This is a genomic window from Agromyces solani (assembly GCF_058349925.1).
Map to the genome: position 1 here is coordinate 1 of NZ_JBYRER010000010.1, position 1,469 is coordinate 1,469.

At 54.1% G+C, this 1,469-nt stretch carries 1 protein-coding gene; it reads right to left on the reverse strand.

From position 1 onward, the window contains the following. Nucleotides 1–74 precede the first annotated feature (74 nt). Complete coding sequence (locus AC3RJ7_RS18800) at nt 75–1,085, reverse strand: transposase (RefSeq protein ID WP_491457391.1); 1,011 nt, start codon at nt 1,083–1,085, stop codon at nt 75–77. Nucleotides 1,086–1,469: the final 384 nt, after the last annotated feature.

Here is a 1,469-nt window from a genome sequence, read left to right on the forward strand (position 1 = left end):
CTAATCATGTACATGTGTTACAGTACAGAACGTACAGAATGCAGGTGCACCGCCAGGAGCCTTTAGTATCCAGTCTAGCCCCCGCGTTGGTAAATGCATACGTCCAAACGAGCATGCATTCCATCGTACAGGTGTCGGATGTCATCCTGTGGGATTGCGTTCCACGCCTCCTGCACCTGCACGGTCAGATCGGCGATTGTCGTTGCTGGTTGAGGATGGGTCCGGAGGCGGCGTCCAATCATGTCCCACACATGTTCGATAGGAGACAAATCGGGCCATCTTGCAGACCAAGGTAACACGTCAACATCTTGAAGAGCACGTCGAGTGGCAGCTGCGGTATGGGGACGCGCGTTATCTTGTTGGAACAAGCCACCTTCCATAGCGTTCATGAACTGTAGAACAACGGGTTCGATGACCATTGTAATGTACACGTTTGCCGTCATGGTGGTAGGAATCATCACTAGTGTGGTCCTGAGGTCATACGAAATCCCTCCCCATACCATAATGCCCGGGGTCGGACCGGTATGTCGACGACGAATGCAGCTTGTCAACAAACGTTCAGCAGACCGCCTCCTGACGCGTGTACGCCCATCACTGGTACCGAGGCAGAAACGGCTCTCGTCCGTGAATACCACAGAGTTCCATTCAGCCCTCCAATGGGCTCTCTCGCGACACCCCTGTAGACGGTTTGCACGGTGGGTAGGCGTAAGCGGCACACACGCCACAGGACGTCTAGAGCGGAGCCCAACCTCCAGTAGACGATTCACAATACTTCGTGTACTGACGCCCGGTGTCACTAAAGGTCGAATGTCGGCCGCAGACGCCCTCCGATCCGCCAGGGCCATCCTGCGAATACGCCGATCCTCTCGTTCCCCCGTGGACCGGGAAGGCCCGGAACCCGGTCTTCTGGTAGCAGTGCCTTCCTGGGACCATTGCAGCCAACCGTGTACGACCGTGGAGACGTCTCGACCGATTCTCGCAGCAAAGTTACGAAAGGACAATCCACCCTCTCGCAGCCCTACCACACGGCCACGTTCTAACTGAGTTAACTGCCGATAAACAGGACGTTGTCGTCTTCTAGGCATTCTCTACAGTCGTAGCACACGTTACCGTAGACTGACACGCGGACACTACAGCTTGGCACCACAATGCCACGTTTCTAATGGCTCAACTCAGTCTGCATTTACCTGGCCGTGCGAGCGCGTCCTTGGAGTTGTGACGTTGGACATGGTATCAATGGAATAACACATTGAGGTGAGTATTCTGTGTAAGCGTCCTTCACCGAGCATGGCTCCTTCTTGGTGTTGGGATTTCCATTTCCGGCAGTGTATTTACACCATCACAGCAGTTTCCGACATCTGACGTTGACATAGGCCGAGCGTTACCATCGGCAACATCAATAGACCCAGATATTAGCGGTACTTCAGGTTCAGAACATGGATTCCAACGAACTGCAGTATGTTCGCTTG

Excerpts from the sequence above, each read along its gene's own strand:
- AC3RJ7_RS18800 (WP_491457391.1), bottom strand. The coding sequence starts at position 1,085 with ATGCCTAGAAGACGACAACGTCCTGTTTATCGGCAGTTAACTCAGTTA.